13 protein-coding genes are annotated in these 16,684 nt (G+C 60.3%); 3 read left to right on the top strand and 10 right to left on the bottom strand.

The annotated features are described in order from the left end of the window. Window positions 1-132 precede the first annotated feature (132 nt). Entirely contained in the window at window positions 133-1,206 is a 1,074-nt protein-coding gene (locus J2Y39_RS18425; protein WP_095180882.1) for a BMP family ABC transporter substrate-binding protein, read from the bottom strand. Window positions 1,207-1,492: 286 nt separating this feature from the next. Between J2Y39_RS18425 and J2Y39_RS18420 the strand changes: the two genes are divergently transcribed. Beyond that, complete coding sequence (locus J2Y39_RS18420) at window positions 1,493-2,584, top strand: calcium:proton antiporter (protein WP_041479650.1); 1,092 nt, start codon at window positions 1,493-1,495, stop codon at window positions 2,582-2,584. A 124-nt stretch (window positions 2,585-2,708) separates the two neighbouring features. Here the strand turns inward: J2Y39_RS18420 and J2Y39_RS18415 are convergent, their stop codons facing one another. The 9 genes from J2Y39_RS18415 to J2Y39_RS18375 form a co-directional block, all read right to left on the bottom strand. After that, complete coding sequence (locus tag J2Y39_RS18415) at window positions 2,709-4,067, bottom strand: 8-oxoguanine deaminase (protein WP_310219072.1); 1,359 nt, start codon at window positions 4,065-4,067, stop codon at window positions 2,709-2,711. A gap of 257 nt (window positions 4,068-4,324) precedes the next feature. After that, a complete protein-coding gene (locus J2Y39_RS18410; protein WP_039764086.1) occupies window positions 4,325-5,011 on the bottom strand; it encodes an SDR family oxidoreductase in 687 nt (228 codons plus the stop codon). A gap of 276 nt (window positions 5,012-5,287) precedes the next feature. Next, window positions 5,288-6,214, bottom strand: coding sequence for an ABC transporter permease (locus tag J2Y39_RS18405; protein ID WP_310219070.1), 927 nt, complete (start codon window positions 6,212-6,214; stop codon window positions 5,288-5,290). Further along, window positions 6,214-7,320 (bottom strand): ABC transporter permease, encoded by a 1,107-nt coding sequence (locus tag J2Y39_RS18400; RefSeq protein ID WP_056787784.1) that lies wholly within the window; start codon window positions 7,318-7,320, stop codon window positions 6,214-6,216. The genes J2Y39_RS18405 and J2Y39_RS18400 overlap by 1 nt, the downstream gene beginning before the upstream one ends. 12 nt (window positions 7,321-7,332) lie before the next feature. Next, window positions 7,333-8,880, bottom strand: a complete 1,548-nt coding sequence (locus tag J2Y39_RS18395; RefSeq protein WP_310219067.1) for an ABC transporter ATP-binding protein — start codon at window positions 8,878-8,880, stop codon at window positions 7,333-7,335. A 612-nt stretch (window positions 8,881-9,492) separates the two neighbouring features. Then, complete coding sequence (locus tag J2Y39_RS18390) at window positions 9,493-10,074, bottom strand: YigZ family protein (protein ID WP_310219065.1); 582 nt, start codon at window positions 10,072-10,074, stop codon at window positions 9,493-9,495. Window positions 10,075-10,081: 7 nt separating this feature from the next. Then, a complete protein-coding gene (locus tag J2Y39_RS18385) occupies window positions 10,082-10,732 on the bottom strand; it encodes a TetR/AcrR family transcriptional regulator (RefSeq protein ID WP_016771809.1) in 651 nt (216 codons plus the stop codon). 88 nt (window positions 10,733-10,820) lie between these two features. Beyond that, window positions 10,821-12,209, bottom strand: coding sequence for a uracil-xanthine permease family protein (locus tag J2Y39_RS18380; protein WP_041479656.1), 1,389 nt, complete (start codon window positions 12,207-12,209; stop codon window positions 10,821-10,823). A gap of 119 nt (window positions 12,210-12,328) precedes the next feature. Then, a complete protein-coding gene (locus J2Y39_RS18375; RefSeq protein ID WP_056787796.1) occupies window positions 12,329-13,249 on the bottom strand; it encodes a LysR family transcriptional regulator in 921 nt (306 codons plus the stop codon). A 137-nt stretch (window positions 13,250-13,386) separates the two neighbouring features. Here J2Y39_RS18375 and J2Y39_RS18370 point away from each other — a divergent pair, with 137 nt between their 5' ends. Together J2Y39_RS18370 and J2Y39_RS18365 are read left to right on the top strand one after the other, a co-directional pair. Then, window positions 13,387-14,736 (top strand): aspartate aminotransferase family protein, encoded by a 1,350-nt coding sequence (locus tag J2Y39_RS18370; RefSeq protein WP_064362892.1) that lies wholly within the window; start codon window positions 13,387-13,389, stop codon window positions 14,734-14,736. Window positions 14,737-14,812: 76 nt separating this feature from the next. Next, a complete protein-coding gene (locus J2Y39_RS18365; RefSeq protein WP_041479657.1) occupies window positions 14,813-16,306 on the top strand; it encodes a CoA-acylating methylmalonate-semialdehyde dehydrogenase in 1,494 nt (497 codons plus the stop codon). Window positions 16,307-16,684: the final 378 nt, after the last annotated feature.

Below are 16,684 nucleotides of genomic sequence, written 5' to 3'. Positions count from 1 at the left end.
ATACGCTGTGTTTCCAATGTGGGAGCGAGCCTGCTCGCGAAGAGGGAGTGTCAGACAACATTTTTGTTTAATGACACACCGCTTTCGCGAGCAGGCTCGCTCCCACAGGGTTTTGTGTGGTGAATCGGGGGACTACTTCGGCATCTCGGCCTTCATGCCCTCAACGTAATAATTCATCGAAGCCAGTTCCGCGTTGGTGGCGCTCACGCCCGCCGGGATTTTTTCCACACCGGCCTGATCCTTGATCGGCCCGGTAAACGGCTGCAATGCGCCGCTCTTTATGTCGGCGATCAACTGCTCGGCCTCGGCTTTCACCGGCGCTGGCACCAGGTCGCTGATCGGCAGTTCCACCGTGCCTTCCTTCAACCCGCCCCAGTAATCCTGGGATTTCCAGGTGTGATCGATCACGCTCTGCGTCGCCTGAATGTAGTGCGGCGCCCAGTCGTTGACGATAGAGGTCAGCACCGCTTTCGGGCCGAAGTGGGCCATGTCCGAGGCGTAGCCCACGGCATACACGCCGCGCCGTTCGGCAGCCTGGATCGGCGCCGGGCTGTCGGTGTGCTGGAACACCACGTCGACGCCCTGATCGATCAGCGCGTTGGCGGCGTCGGCTTCCTTGCCCGGATCGAACCAGGAGTTGACCCACACCACTTTGATTTCGGTGCCAGGGTTGTACTTGTTCAGGGCCAGCTGGATGGCGTTGATGTCGCGGATCACTTCCGGAATCGGGAACGAGGCGACGTAGCCGATCTTCTTGGTCTTGGTCATCTTCGCCGCGAGGAAACCGCCGACGTAACGGCCCTCGTAAGTGCGCGCCAGGTAGGTGCCGAGGTTCTTCTCCTGCTTGTAACCGGTGGCGTGTTCGAACGTCACCTTGGGAAATTGCTTGGCGACTTTCACTGTCGGGTTCATGTAGCCGAAAGACGTGGTGAAGATCAGGTCATATTTGTCCTTGGCCATGTTGCGGATCACCCGCTCGGCGTCGGCGCCCTCGGCGACGTTTTCCACGTAGTTGGTGGTGATCTGCGTGCCGAGTTTTTCCGCCAGGGCCTTGCGCCCCTGTTCGTGCTGATACGTCCAGCCGTGGTCACCGATCGGGCCGATGTAGACGAAACCGACCTTCAGCGGATCGGCAGCGCTGGCGCTCAGGCTGATTCCCAGACCGATGGCGGCGTACAGCAGTTTGTGCAGCGGACGTATTGGCATGAACCCGAACTCCATTTTGTTGTGTGTGCTCAGGGCCAATGCAAATTGCTGACCAAAAGGACAACAAACGCATTCGAAAACGCGGCGCGGCCTTCGCGAGCAGGCTCGCTCCCACAGGGACGCATTTCAATGTGGGAGCGAGCCTGCTCGCGAAGAGGCCGGCAAGGCCAATAAAAGTGCATGCCTGAATCCAGCTGCCATCGCGTGGTGCGTAAAGATGTAACGAAACGTTAGCGGCGCGCGGCAGTCAGTAGCTTCATCAGCTCTTTTCGGCAAAAGGCCCGTCATGCTCTCGATCCTCAAACAAGAAAGCTTCCTGCTGCTGGCAGTCCTTGCCGCGTGCGTCGCTTATCCACTGGAACACTGGCTGCTGCACAGCGGCCAGATCGTCGCGCTGGGCGGCGGTCTGCTGCTGATCGCCTTTATTGTCGCCGCCTCGATGCGCGTCGCTCATCACGCTGAATTGCTGGCGGAAAAAGTCGGCGACCCCTACGGCACGATGATCCTCACACTCTCGGCAGTGCTGGTCGAAGTGGTGATCCTGGCGATCATGATGAGCAACGAGGCCTCGGCGACGCTGGTGCGCGACACGATCTATTCAGCGGTCATGCTCGACATCAACGGCATCCTCGGCCTCGCCGCTTTGATGGGCGGGATCAAACACGGCGAACAGTCCTACAACGACGATTCGGCGCGCAGCTACAGCGTCATGATCCTCACCGCGATGGGGGTGTCGATGGTGGTCCCGGAATTCATTCCCGAGGCCAACTGGAAGATGTATTCGGCGTTCACCATTGGCGCAATGATGGTGCTCTACGCGCTGTTCCTGCGCATGCAGGTCGGCCCGCACAGTTACTTTTTCAGCTACAGCTACCCGGACAAACGTCGCAAAAAGGAGCCGGTCGAGCAGGAGCCGAAACCGGTCAGCCTGGCGCTGTCGGTCGGCATTCTGGTGTCGGGGGTGGTGATCATCGGCGCACTGGCCGAGGTGATGTCCAAGACCCTCGATCTGGGCCTGGAAGGCACGGGCGCGCCGCCGGTGATCACGGCGATTCTGGTGGCAGCGATTTCCGCCGCGCCGGAGATTCTGACTGCACTGCGTGCGGCACTGGCCAATCGCATGCAGTCGGTGGTCAACATCGCGATGGGGGCGTCGCTGTCGACGGTGATTCTGACCGTACCGGTGATGGAAGCGATGGCGCTGTACACCGGCCAGCCATTTCAAATGGCGATGACCCCGGTGCAAACGGTGATGATCTTCATCACCCTGATCGTCAGCGCAATCAACCTCAATGACGGCGAGACCAACGCCATTGAGGGCATGACGCACTTTGTGCTGTTTGCCACATTCATCATGCTGTCCCTACTGGGCCTTTAGGGCTGGCTGATACCCATGTGGGAGCGAGCCTGCTCGCGAAAGCGGTGTGTCATCCAACAAACATGTTGTCTGACACTCCCTCTTCGCGAGCAGGCTCGCTCCCACAGTTTTGAACGGCGGTGACTCAGGTGCCGGCAATCAACTGCCGAGCCGCCTGGCTGTGATCGGCAATCAAACCTTTCAGATCCAACCCTACAACCTGCCCATCAACCACACGCCACTTGCCGCCAATCATCATCCGATCTGCCCGATCGGCGCCGCACAGCAGCAACGCCGAAATCGGATCATGGCTACCGGAGAAGCGCAGTTCATCGAGCTTGAACAACGCGAGATCCGCCTGTTTGCCCACGGCGATTTCGCCGATGTCAGTGCGACCGAGCAGGCTCGCCGAACCTTTGGTCGCCCAGCCCAGCACGCGCTCCGGGGTGATCTTTTCGGCGCCGTAACGCAGGCGCTGGATGTACAGAGCCTGACGCGCTTCGAGGATCATGTTCGAGGCATCGTTGGACGCCGAACCGTCGACGCCAAGACCGAACAGCGCGCCGGCGTCGGTCAGCTCGATGCTCGGGCAGATGCCGGACGCCAGGCGCATGTTCGAGCTTGGGCAGTGGCAGATGCCTGTGCCGGCCTGGCCGAGGCGGGCGATTTCGTCGGGGTTGAAATGGATGCCGTGGGCCAGCCAGGTACGCGGGCCGAGCCATCCGACGCTGTCCAGATAATCGACGGTGCGCAGACCGAAGCGTTGCAGACAGAAGTCTTCTTCATCGAGGGTTTCAGCGAGGTGGGTGTGCAGACGCACATCGAGCTTGTTCGCCAGATCAGCACTGGCCGACATGATTTCCGGGGTCACCGAGAATGGCGAACATGGCGCCAGAGCGATCTGGATCTGCGCGCCGTCGCCACGCTCGTGATACTCGTGAATCAGCCGCTGGCTGTCGTCGAGAATCACCTGACCTTCCTGCACCGTTTGTTGTGGAGGCAGACCGCCGTCCTTCTCGCCAAGGCTCATCGAGCCGCGTGTGAGCATGGCGCGCATGCCCAGTTCGCGCACCGTTTCGACCTGCACGTCGATGGCGTTTTCCAGACCGTCCGGGAACAGATAGTGATGGTCGGCAGCCGTGGTGCAACCCGAGAGCAGCAATTCGGCCAGCGCCACTTTGGTGGCGAGGGCGAGTTTTTCCGGGGTCAGCCGCGCCCATACCGGGTACAGGGTTTTCAGCCACGGGAACAGCGGCTGATTGACCACCGGCGCCCAGGCGCGGGTCAGGGTTTGATAGAAGTGATGGTGAGTGTTGATCAGGCCCGGCAGGATCACATGCTCGCGGGCATCGAACACTTCATTGCACGGCGCCGACGGCTGCTGACCGGCAGCGAGGACTTCGACGATGACACCGTCTTGCACGACAAGGCCGCCACGGGCATCAAGCTCGTTGGAGGTGAAAATGGCGAGGGGATTTTTTAACCAGATACGGGTCGCAGGCATTGTGGCCGGCTCCTCTGAAAGTTGGGTTCAGGGTTGCCAGCTCAGTGTTGCCCTGTCTGCTGATCCAGGGTCGCCGCGAAGGACGAGGCGCGCAGTTTCAAACAAATCGCCCCATCGGGCAAGCGCCACCCGACCATTCACCATCATCCCCCTGTGGGAGCGAGCCTGCTCGCGAAGGCGTCATGCCAGTCGATACAGATTTACCTGACAGCTCGTATTCGCGAGCAGGCTCGCTCCCACATCGGGATTTTCAGTGCTTACCAGGCAATCGTTTCACCCTTGTAATTGACGAAGTGATGCCCGCCCTTGCCGGTGAACGCATTGACCTGGTCAATCAGCCCACGGGTGCTGGTCTCGACGTCGAGATCGGCGCCTTCGCCGCCCATGTCGGTCTTCACCCAGCCCGGGTGCAGCGAAAGTACGGTGAGTTTCTGCTCGCCCAGTTGCGTGACAAAACTGTTGGTCATCGAATTCAGCGCCGCCTTGCTCGCCTTGTACAGCGCCAGCTCCGGCGCATCGGGCATGGTCACGCTGCCGAGTACCGAACTCATGAACGCCAGCACGCCGCTGCCGTCGCGAATCTGCCCGACGAAGCGCTGGGCCAGATTGATCGGCGCCACCGCGTTGGTGAAAAACAGTTGCCCGACCTCGGCCAGGGTCGCGCCGCCCGGCGTCTGCACGTCCGGGCCTTTGACCCCGGCGTTGACGAACAACAGATCGAAGGTTTCGCCCTTGAGCTTCTGGCTCAGAGCGATCACCGCTTGCTGATCGTCCATGTCGAGCTTCTCGATGCGCACGTCACCCAGCGCTTGCAGCGCCTCGGCCTTCTGCGGATTGCGCACCGTCGCGGTCACTTGCCAGCCATCGCCCAGCAGGGTCTTCACCAGACCGAGGCCCAAGCCCCGGGAGGCGCCGATGATCAGTGCGTTTTTTGCCTGAGACATGATGGGTTTCCTTGAAAGTCAGCATTCAGGATTCAATGGACACGCCTGACCGGGCCACAGTTGCAGCGCTTGGCGAAAACAGGCTTTGCTCCCGGAGCATACTCCAGGCGTCTTGAGTTTCTCGAGGGTGTTTGATCAGAAATAGTTGTGGGTCGTGCTCCAGATGTTGCCGGTGCGGAGGCCTTCGCGAGCAGGCTCGCTCCCACATATGCCCGCGTTCACTCAGATCCCCTGTGGGAGCGAGCCTGCTCGCGAAGAGGCCCGCTCTGACATCAACTAATGTCCCGATTGCCACGGCTGCCCCAACGAAACCGGCGCATACAACCGAGTGCGTACGGCATCGCGGGACAGCAACACCAGCACCAAAATCGTTGCCACATACGGCAGCATCGCCAGCAGGCTCGAAGGTATCGCCAGTCCCAATCCCTGTGCCACCAGGTGCAGGATGCTGGCGAGGCCAAACAGATACGACCCGAGCAACAACCGCCACACCCGCCAACTGGCAAACACCACCAGCGCCAGGGCAATCCAGCCGCGCCCGGCGGTCATGTTTTCCGCCCACATCGGCGTGTAGGCCAGCGACAGATAGGCCCCGGCTAGCCCGGCCATTGCTCCGCCGAACAACACCGCCAAGGTGCGTACGGTCAGCACCGGCAAGCCCATTGCGCTGGCCGCATCCGGGTTTTCACCGACCGCCTGAATGATCAGGCCGACACGACTTTTGATGATTACCCACGCCACCAAGGCAAATAGCGCGAACGACAGATACACCAGCAGATCCTGGGCAAACAGCATCCGCCCGATCAGCGGGATCTCACTCAGATACGGAATCGCCAGAGGCTCGAAACCCGCCAGCGGCTTACCCACCCATGCCGCGCCGACAAACGTCGAAAGCCCGACACCAAAGATCGTCAGGGCCAAACCGGTGGCGACCTGATTGGCGTTGAACACCAGCGCGACCAAGGCAAACAGTGACGACAACAACATCCCGGCCAACATCGCCAACAGCACACCCAGCCACAGGTTGCCGCTGTTCAGCGCGACGATAAAACCGATCACCGCACCGAACAGCATCATGCCTTCCTGGCCGAGGTTGAGGACGCCGCTTTTCTCGCAGATCAACTCACCCAATGCCACCAGCAACAGCGGCGTGCCGCAGCGGACCATGGCATAGAAAATATTGCTCAACAGATCGATATCCATCACAGCGCTCCGGCGGTTACGGCAGGGGTCGAGGCGCGCCGGCTCCAGCGCAGTTTCAGGCGTGGCCGATAGAGAATCAGCACGTCACAGGCGAGCAGGAAAAACAGCATCATGCCCTGGAACAATTGGGTGATCGCTTGCGGCAGATTGAGCGACATCTGCGCGCTCTCGCCGCCGATGTACAGCAGCGCCATGAGCAGACTGGAGAACAGAATGCCGAGCGGATTCAACCGTCCCAGAAACGCCACGGTGATCGCCGCGTAGCCATAGCCCGGCGACACCTGCGGCACCAGTTGGCCGATTGGCCCGGTCACTTCGCAGACCCCGGCGAGCCCGGCCAGAGCACCGCTGATCAACAGCGCCAGCCAGATCAGGCGCTTCTCGCGAAAGCCGACAAAACCTGCCGCACGTTTGTCCAGCCCGAGCACTTTGATCTGGAAGCCGATGAAGCTTTTCTGCAACAGCACCCACACCGCAACCAGCGCGAGCAGGGCGAAATACACGCCGGCATGCACGCGGCCGTCCTCCAGCAGCAGCGGCAAACGACTGGCGTCGCCGAACATCGCCGACTCCGGGAAATTGAAGCCCGCTGGATCCTTCAACGGCCCGTGCACGCAGAACAGCAGCAGGTTCAGCGCGATGTAATTGAGCATGATGCTGGTAAGGATTTCATTGGCATTGAAGCGCGTGCGCAGCCATGCGGTGAGCCCGGCCCATGCGGCGCCCGCCAGCGTGCCGGTCAGCAGAATCAGCACCAGCGCCCAGCGACTTTGCATGTCGATAACGTTCACTGCCAGAGCACTGCCGGCCAATGCGCCAAGTAGAAGTTGGCCTTCGGCGCCGATGTTCCAGATCCGCGCCTGATAGGCCACGGCCAGGCCGAGTGCGCAGAGCAGAATCGGCAGCGCCTTGACCAGCAATTCGGACACTCCATACAAATCGCTGACGGGCGCGATCAGCAGTGTGTGCAAGGTTTGCAATGGGTCGTGGCCCAGTGCGATGAACAACAGCGAGCCGCAGCCGAGGGTCAGCGCCGCCGCCAATAACGGCGAGCACCACAGCATCAGGCGCGATTGCTGGCCACGGGGTTCGAGGGAAAGCAGCATGTTGAAACTCCGTTAAACCGAAGCGGCGCGAGGTGAGTGATCGAACTGGCCGGCCATCCACGCGCCGACATCGCTCAGTTGTGTAAGGCCGGTGTCTTGCAGTGCCGACAGACGCCCGCCGCATAGCGCGCCGAGGCGATCGCTGATCTGGAACAGCTCATCGAGGTCTTCGGAAATCACCAGAATCGCCGCGCCGGCATCGCGCAGGGCAATCAAGGCGCGATGGATGGTGGCGGCGGCACCGACGTCGACGCCCCAGGTCGGGTGCGCGGCGATCAGCAGTTTCGGTTGCTGAAGAATTTCCCGGCCGAGGATGAATTTCTGCAGGTTGCCGCCGGACAGGCTGCGCGCAGCGGTTTGCGTGTCCGGGGTCTTCACGCCGAAACGCTGGATGATCTGCTGCGCGAGGGTTTCGACTTTGCCGCGTTGGATCAACCCGTGGCTCACCAGTCCTTGCTGGAAAGCACTGAGCAGGGCGTTATCGGCCAGACTCAACTCCGGCACCGCGCCGTGGCCGAGGCGTTCGGCCGGCACGAAGGCCAGACCGAGTTTGCGCCGCGCGTCCGGGCGCAGGTCAGCGACGTTTCGCTCGGCGAAGCGCAGGGTCGCCGCTTGCGCACGAGGCAAGGGCTGCTCGCCGCTGAGCAGGGCGAGCAGCTCATCCTGACCATTGCCCGCGACCCCGGCGATGCCGACGATTTCACCGCTGCGCACTTGCAGGTCGATGTCTGTCAGCGAGCAGCCGAACGGATCCGGGTTGTGCCAGCTCAAACCCTGCACCTGCAGAAACGCCGCGCCACCGCTGACTTTCGGATACTCGCCAATCAATGCCACCGCTTCGCCGACCATCAGTTGTGCCAGTTGCTGATCCGTACATTGCGCCGGCAGGCAATGCCCGGCTACCCGACCGCCGCGCAGCACCGTGGCGCTGTGGCACAAGGCCCGCACTTCACCGAGCTTGTGGCTGATAAACAGAATGCTGCAGCCCTCGTCGGCAAGGCGCCGCAGGGTGATGAACAATTCGTCCGCCTCTTGCGGCGTCAGCACCGAGGTCGGCTCGTCGAGAATCAACAGGCGGATGTCCTGCATCAGGCAACGAATGATTTCCACCCGCTGCCGCTCGCCGATCGACAGGCTGTGGACAAGTCGCTCCGGCTCCAGCGCCATGCCGTAACGCCGCGATACTTCGCGAATTTTCGGTTCCAGTTGCTTCGGCGTGCCGGCCGCCGCGCCCATCGCTAGGGCAATGTTCTGCGCGACGCTGAGGGTTTCGAACAGCGAGAAATGCTGGAACACCATGCCAATGCCCAACTGCCGCGCCTGTGCCGGGTTGCGGATCTGCACGCGCTGCCCCTGCCAGAGCATTTCACCGCTGTCGCACTGGGTGACCCCGTAAATGATCTTCATCAACGTACTTTTGCCCGCGCCGTTTTCACCGAGCAGGGCATGGATTTCACCCGGCGCGATGCTCAGGTCGATGGCGTCGTTGGCCAGACAACCGGGGTAGCGTTTGCTGATCTGGCGCAGTTGCAGGCGCGGCGGGGAAGGGGCGATGGACATGACAGGCTCGACTGACTTGGAGTTGTGCCTGTGGATAAAGCAATTTCCTGGCCATTGAGTCAGGAACGCTTGCGGAGCCGGTCCGCAAGTGCCGACAGCAGCGCATCGGCGGGCGTTTTGTCTTTCTATCGAGCACCAATTCAACGCAAAGCCATTGAACAGGCTCCAGTTTTGCTCGTGCTACGTTGGTTAAAAAACGAGCAATCACTTGGGGCCTAGGCAGATCCAGCGACAGCGACGGTCATGAACGGCTTATCCACAGGTTGTTCCACAGTAATTGTGCGCAAGCGCCGAGGTCGGGCATAAGCACTGCGATGTTTTCTTCTAATGGTGATAAACGACGTTAACTATCTGTTTTTACGCTGATTTTCCGTTTCGTCGGATCAATTGAACGAAAAGTGAACAAATCGCGCAAAGCCGCATGACAGAAGGGTTACAGCCGTGTGTGCTCAGGTTATCCACAGTCGGGTGCACAGCCGATGTGGGCAAGTCGGCAGAAAATGGAATGCATGTAATGCCCCAAAAAGATCGCAGCGTTCCGCAGCTCCTACAATTGGAATGCGATCACCCTGTAGGAGCTGCCGAAGGCTGCGATCTTTTGATCTTCCACTCTCAACGCTGCAACAAAATCCGCCCACGGCTCAGATCCGCCAACTGACTTTGCAGCACTTCGATCTGCGCTTCTCCTAACGCCAATTTCAACTCAACCCCATTGGCCGTGAAGTTTTCCTCCACCACCAATCCACCGAGATCCGCCACGCGCAACTTCACCAGCGCCAACTCGGCAAATCCGCAGGCGCAACTCAGCGGCACGCGAGTGATCAGCTCGATTTTGTCCGCCGCTTGCAGGCACTTGTTGGCGCCACCGCCGTAGGCCCGGGCCAGGCCGCCGGTGCCCAGTTGAATGCCGCCGTACCAGCGGATCACCAGCACCGCGACCTGATCGCAGTCCTGCGCCTCGATCGCCGCCAGAATAGGGCGCCCTGCGGTGCCGCCCGGTTCGCCGTCGTCAGTGCTGCGATATTGCGCGCCGAGTTTCCACGCCCAGCAATTGTGCGTGGCATTCAAATCGCTGTGCTGCTCGAAAAACGCCTGTGCATCGGCAGGGCTGCTGATCGGCGTCGCCAGAGTGATGAAGCGGCTTTTGCGAATCTCTTCGCGGTATTCGCAAAAACCGCTGAGGGTGAAAGGCATAAACGTCTTATAGAGAAGGAGTGAGGCCGCAGCCTTTGAGAATGATGCGGATCAGGTTGTTGCCGGCGTCTTCCATGTCTTGCTTGGTCAACTTGCTGCGCCCGGTGACGCGGCAGATCTGCGTGGCGAAGTCGGCGTAATGCTGGGTGCTGCCCCACAGCAGGAAGATCAGGTGCACCGGATCGACCGGATCCATCTTGCCCGCATCGATCCACGCCTGAAACACCGCCGCGCGCCCGGTGAACCAGGTGCGGTAATCCTGATTGAAATATTCGCTCAGGCATTCGCCGCCGCTGATCACTTCCATGGCGAAGATTCGCGAAGCCTGTGGCTGGCGCCGGGAGAATTCCATCTTCGCGCGGATGTAGCGGGTCAGCGCTTCGGCCGGGTCATCCTCGGCAGTGAGGGTGTTGAAGGTGCTGTCCCACAACTCGATGATGTTGCTCAGCACTGCCACATACAAACCGAGCTTGTTGGTGAAGTAGTAATGCAGGTTGGCCTTGGGCAGCCCGGCATTCTGCGCGATGGTGTTCATGCTGGTGCCTTTGAACCCGTGACGGGCGAACTCGTCTTCGGCGGCTTTGAGAATGGTCTCTTCGTTCTTCTGACGAATGCGGCTGGCGGGTTTGCCGCCGTGGGCTGGGACTTCAAAGGTCATAGGCACTTCCGGGATTGTCTGTGGGTGCAACCAGTTGCGTTGATAGCGCACCCACAGGCATCCGACAAGTCCTTGCGCGGAAAAACAGTTACGCCTGTTCGATCTTGTTCAATGACGCGGGGCTTTTTGTCTCAGCGGTTTTGCCTTCCGGCAACAAAAGACACAGGACGATTGCCGTCAGCCCGCCGCTGGTGATCGCCGAGTCGAACAGGTTCTGCACCAGTTTCGGCAACAGGTGCAGCAGGTTCGGTTGCGCGGCGATGCCAAGGCCGACGCCGAACGAAGTGGCGATGATCAACATGCTGCGCCGGTCCAGCGGTGACTGCGCGAGAATGCGTACGCCCGCCGCCGCCACTGCGCCGAACATCACCAGCGTCGCACCGCCGAGCACCGGTTTCGGGATCTGTTGCAGCACCGCACCGATCATCGGGAACAGGCCGAGGCAGAACAGGATCGCGCCGATGTACAGACCGACGTAGCGGCTGGCAACGCCGGTCAATTGGATCACGCCGTTGTTTTGCGCGAACGTCGTGTTGGGGAAGGCGCTGAAGGTCGCCGCGATCATGCAGCTCACGCCATCGCCAAGCACGCCACCGCGCAAGCGGCTTATATAAGAAGGGCCGCTGATCGGTTGGCGGGCGAGCATGCAGTTGGCGGTGAGGTCGCCGACGGTTTCGATGGTGCTGATCAGGTAAATCAGAGCGACCGGCAGGAAAGCGGTCCAGTCGAAGTTGAATCCGAACTTGAACGGCGTAGGAAAACTCACCAGCGGCAAGTCAGGCAACGGCTGTGGCACTAATTTTCCGCTGAACCACGCAGCGAGACTGCCTAGCACCAGTCCGATGATGATCGCCGACAGTCGTACCCAAGGCGTGTTCGAACGGTTGAGCAGAATGATCGTCAGCAGCACGAACACGCCCAAGGCCAGATTCCCCGGCGCGCCGAAGTCCGGGGCATTGAAGCCGCCACCCAGATCGGTGATGCCGACCTTGATCAGGCTGATGCCGATCAGCGTGATGACAATGCCGGTCACCAGCGGTGTGACCACTCGGCGCAACTGACCGATGAAACGGCTGAGCACGATCTGCACGATTGCGCCGAAAAAGCACACGCCGAAAATCATCGCCAGAATATCTTCCGGGCTGCCGCCGCGCTGCTTGACCAGAAACCCGGCCGACAGCACCGCACCGAGAAACGCGAAACTGGTGCCTTGCAGACAGATCATCCCCGCGCCGATGCCGAACGGTCGCCGCGCCTGGATAAAAGTGCCGACGCCCGAGACCATCAGCGCCATGCTGATCAGGTACGGTAGATGCGCGGTCAGCCCGAGCGCGGAACCGATCACCAGTGGCGGGGTGATGATGCCGACGAAACTGGCGAGCACGTGTTGCAGTGCGGCGAGAATGGCGGCGAGTGGTTTGGGGCGATCGTTGAGGCCGTAGATCAGTTCACTGGACGAATCGGAATCTGGCTGCATGGTTTTGGCTTCTTGTTGAAGGACGAGTCAGCCCTTCACTGCAAAAACCTGTCCACTTGCTCAGGTTATTCCTGGATTCTGTCGATGAGGCCCTGCCGGGCTGGGCTCTGCGCGCTTATCTATCGCGTCGCGGCCAGACTCTCCAGGAAACTTTCCAGCACCAAATGAGGGCGCCGCCCCTTGCGCGTGACCGATGCCAGACTCAAATCGTAAAAACGCGTGCCGGCCTTGAGCGCACGCAAACGCCCCTGCTGCACCCAAAGGCTGGCGTAGTGATCCGGCAGATAACCGATGTAGCGCCCGGTCAGAATCAGAAATGCCATGCCCTCACGGTCAGAGGCACTGGCAGTGCAATTGAGCGCCTGATAGTGCGCCTGAATCTCCGCCGGCAAACGAAAGGTCGGCGCAATCGCGTCCTGACTGTCGAGGCGTTGATCATCGAGTTGCTTGTCGTCGACATAAAACAGCGGATGACCCACCGCGCAATACAGCAGCGAACGCTCGCTGTATAACGGCTGATATTCCAGTCCTGACAAGGCGCTGGCCTGCGGCACCACGCCAACGTGCAGGCGCCCGTCGAGCACACCTTGTTCAACTTCGTTTGGTGCAATCATGCGAATCTGGATCTGCACATCCGGCCCGCGTTCCTTCAACTGCGCGAGGGCGTGGGTGATGCGCATGTGCGGAAGGGTAACGAGGTTATCGGTCAGGCCGATGATCAGCTCGCCGCGCAGGTGTTGGTGCAGACCGTTGACCTCGGTGCGAAAACTCTCCAGTGCACTCAACAGCTGTAGTGCCGACTGATACACCTCACGACCTTCCTCGGTCAGGGAAAATCCGGCCCGGCCACGCTGACACAAGCGCAAGCCGAGGCGCTGTTCCAGATCGCTCATCTGCTGGCTGATCGCCGAGCGCCCGATGCCGAGCACGGTTTCCGCTGCGGAGAAGCCGCCACATTCCACGACACTGCGAAAAATCCGCAGCAAACGGATATCAAAGTCACTGACCTGGGCCAATGGATCGGCGCGGCGGCTGCTCATTTTTTGTTCTCTTTGTTTAGCAATGATCTAACTGAAGGTTAGAAGAGTTGGATTTCACCGACTTTATCGCCGTGGCAATTTAGCTGCAACAACGCTTTCCATCTCCCTGACGCTTATGCCCTGCGAGGTTTTGCCCGATGAACATGCCTGAAAACGCGCCGTCGCCACTGGCCAGTCAACTGAAGCTGGACGCGCACTGGATGCCGTACACCGCCAACCGCAACTTTCAGCGCGACCCGCGTCTGATCGTCGGCGCTGAAGGCAGCTGGCTGTTCGACGACAAGGGCCGCAAGATCTACGACTCGCTGTCCGGTCTGTGGACCTGCGGCGCCGGGCACACCCGCAAGGAAATTCAGGAAGCCGTTTCGAAACAGCTGGGCACTCTCGATTACTCGCCGGGTTTCCAGTACGGCCATCCGTTGTCTTTCCAGTTGGCAGAGAAAATCACCGAACTGACCCCGGGCAATCTGAACCACGTGTTCTTCACCGACTCCGGTTCCGAATGCGCCGATACCGCGGTGAAAATGGTCCGTGCCTATTGGCGCCTGAAAGGTCAGGCGACCAAGACCAAAATGATCGGCCGCGCCCGTGGCTATCACGGCGTGAACATCGCCGGCACCAGCCTCGGCGGCGTCAACGGCAACCGCAAGCTGTTCGGTCAGGCGATGATGGATGTCGATCACCTGCCGCACACACTGCTGGCGAGCAATGCGTTTTCCCGCGGCATGCCGGAGCAGGGCGGTATTGCTTTGGCCGATGAGCTGCTCAAGTTGATCGAGCTGCACGACGCTTCCAATATCGCTGCGGTGTTCGTTGAACCGATGGCAGGGTCCGCCGGGGTACTGGTTCCGCCACAGGGTTACCTCAAGCGTTTGCGCGAAATCTGCGATCAGCACAACATCCTGCTGGTGTTCGATGAAGTGATCACCGGTTTCGGCCGCACCGGTTCGATGTTCGGCGCCGAGAGCTTCGGCGTAACCCCGGACCTGATGTGTATCGCCAAGCAAGTCACCAACGGCGCGATCCCGATGGGCGCGGTGATTGCCAGCTCCGAGATCTACCAGACTTTCATGAACCAGCCGACGCCGGAATACGCCGTGGAATTCCCTCACGGCTACACCTATTCGGCACACCCGGTGGCCTGTGCCGCTGGCCTTGCCGCACTCGACCTGCTGCAAAAGGAAAACCTGGTGCAGAGCGTCGCCGAAGTCGCGCCGCATTTCGAAAACGCGCTGCACGGCCTGAAAGGCTCGAAGAACGTCATCGACATCCGCAACTACGGCCTTGCCGGCGCGATCCAGATTGCCGGGCGTGACGGCGACGCCATCGTGCGTCCGTTCGAAGCGGGCATGGCCTTGTGGAAAGCCGGGTTCTACGTACGCTTCGGCGGCGACACCCTGCAGTTCGGCCCAACCTTCAACAGCAAGCCGCAAGACCTCGATCGTCTGTTCGACGCGGTCGGCGAAGTGCTGAACAAGCTCGACTGATTTTTCCTTCTATATAGCTATGCAATTAGCAGGCGTCTGTAGCGGGCGTCTGCGCACAAGAATTCAGGAGTGTTCGATGAGTGTTATCCCGCATTTGATCAATGGCGAACTGGTGACCGAGAACGGTCGCGCGGTGGATGTGTTCAACCCGTCTACCGGTCAGGCAATTCACAAACTGCCACTGGCCAGCCAGGCCACCATTCAGAAAGCCATTGATGCCGCCAAGGCTGCGTTTCCGGCTTGGCGCAACACGCCCCCGGCCAAGCGCGCCCAGGTGATGTTCCGTTTCAAGCAACTGCTGGAGCAGAACGAAGCGCGCATCTCGCAACTGATCAGCGAAGAGCACGGCAAGACCCTGGAAGACGCTGCCGGTGAATTGAAGCGCGGTATCGAGAACGTCGAGTTCGCCTGCGCCGCCCCGGAAATCCTCAAGGGCGAGTACAGCCGCAACGTCGGCCCGAACATCGATGCCTGGTCGGACTTCCAGCCGTTGGGGATTGTTGCCGGTATCACTCCGTTCAACTTCCCGGCCATGGTCCCGCTGTGGATGTACCCGCTGGCGATCGTCTGCGGCAACTGCTTCATCCTCAAGCCATCCGAGCGCGATCCAAGCTCGACGCTGCTGATCGCTCAGTTGCTGCTGGAAGCGGGTTTGCCGAAAGGCGTGATGAGCGTGGTCCATGGAGACAAGACTGCGGTGGACGCTTTGATCGAAGCGCCGGAAGTCAAAGCGCTGAGTTTCGTCGGTTCGACACCGATTGCCGAGTACATCTACGCCGAAGGCACCAAGCGCGGCAAACGCGTACAGGCACTGGGCGGCGCGAAGAACCACGCGGTACTGATGCCGGATGCCGATCTGGACAATGCGGTAAGTGCACTGATGGGCGCGGCTTACGGTTCCTGCGGCGAACGCTGCATGGCCATCTCGGTGGCCGTGTGTGTTGGCGATCAGGTCGCGGACGCGCTGGTGGCGAAACTGGTTCCACAGATCAAAGCGCTGAAAATCGGCGCGGGCACCTCGTGCGGTCTGGACATGGGGCCGTTGGTTACCGGTCAGGCGCGTGACAAGGTCAGCGGTTATGTGGATGACGGTGTGGCGGCGGGCGCGACCCTGGTGGTCGATGGTCGCGGTCTGAGCGTCGCCGGTCATGAAGACGGCTTCTTCCTCGGTGGCTGCCTGTTCGACAACGTCACCCCTGAGATGCGCATCTATAAAGAAGAGATCTTCGGGCCGGTGCTGTGCGTGGTGCGGGTGAACAGCCTGGAAGAGGCGATGCAACTGATCAATGATCACGAATACGGCAACGGCACCTGCATCTTCACCCGTGACGGCGAAGCGGCGCGGCTGTTCTGCGACGAGATCGAAGTCGGCATGGTCGGCGTCAACGTGCCGTTGCCGGTGCCGGTGGCTTATCACAGCTTCGGCGGCTGGAAGCGTTCGCTGTTTGGCGACCTGCATGCGTATGGTCCGGATGGCGTGCGCTTCTACACTCGTCGCAAGGCGATCACCCAGCGCTGGCCGCAGCGTGCAAGCCATGAAGCTTCGCAGTTCGCATTCCCTAGCTTATAAGTAGCAGGGTGCGCAGGAGGCCGACCTTTCAGGTCGGCCTTCGCGTTTTCGGGGCTTTTTGACCGATATGACAGAAATATGAAAATAGGTGTTGACGGCAGATTCCAGAGGTCTATAATTCGCCCCACTTCCGGCGCAGTCGAAACGGAAAACTCCTTGAGATTCAAAGAGTTATGCGGTTTTCGACAGCGGCTTGCTTCAGGTCATCGAAGCCTGGAAGGAGTTGAAAGGGCAGTGATGTGTAGTTCTTTTAACGGTTCGATCTTCTCGGTCGAAAGCGGAAAAAAAGAGGTGTTGACAGCAGCGATTAACGCTGTAGAATTCGCCTCCCGCTAACGAGAGATCGGAAGCGCAAGTGGTTGAAGTTGTTGAAGAATT

Source organism: Pseudomonas sp. 2957 (assembly GCF_031456345.1).
GTDB classification, from domain to species: domain Bacteria; phylum Pseudomonadota; class Gammaproteobacteria; order Pseudomonadales; family Pseudomonadaceae; genus Aquipseudomonas; species Aquipseudomonas siliginis.
The sequence above is the reverse complement of the archived record's forward strand: the minus strand, read 5'-3'. Positions and strand labels throughout refer to the sequence as shown.